Source organism: Pseudoalteromonas sp. PPB1 (assembly GCF_015356275.1).
Taxonomy (GTDB): domain Bacteria; phylum Pseudomonadota; class Gammaproteobacteria; order Enterobacterales; family Alteromonadaceae; genus Pseudoalteromonas; species Pseudoalteromonas rubra_D.
The window spans coordinates 1-495 of sequence record NZ_JACEQV010000098.1 but is presented as its reverse complement, the minus strand read 5'-3'; the positions used below and the strand labels follow the sequence as shown (position 1 = coordinate 495).

The 495-nt window shown below is 44.4% G+C and carries 1 protein-coding gene; it reads left to right on the top strand.

All coding sequences use genetic code 11. The features are described 5' to 3' along the window. Window positions 1-132 precede the first annotated feature (132 nt). Window positions 133-495: Hsp20 family protein (locus IY568_RS24470; protein ID WP_194868974.1), on the top strand; the 363-nt coding region annotated here is incomplete at its 3' end.

Sequence of the window (495 nt, the reverse complement as noted above, 5' to 3'; positions counted from 1 at the left end):
CAGGGTCCAAAACCAAAGTAAGACTTTGTTTTAAAAGTCTTTATTTAAGTAACGTTAGAGTTAAAAACCCGCTGTTTACTGGTTTATTGCAAAGAGTAAATAGCTTAATTATCGCTTTATGAGGATACGATTATGCGTACAGTAGATTTATCACCCCTTTACCGTTCATTCATCGGTTTCGATCACCTTGCATCTATGATGGATGCGGCGCAGCGTAGCAGCGAAAAACAGCCCAGCTACCCGCCATACAACATCGAAGCCTTAGCTGAAGACAAGTACCAAATTACCATGGCGGTGGCCGGCTTTACGGAGCAGGAGTTGTCGCTGGAGTCGGAAAATAACACACTGAGCGTCAAAGGCGAGAAGCAAAATAAAGAAGACAAAACCGACCGTAAATTTATTCACCAGGGCATTGCCGAGCGCAACTTTGAGCGCAAATTCCAGCTGGGCGACCATGTAAAAGTGATTGGTGCTTCGCTTGAAAACGGCCTGTTA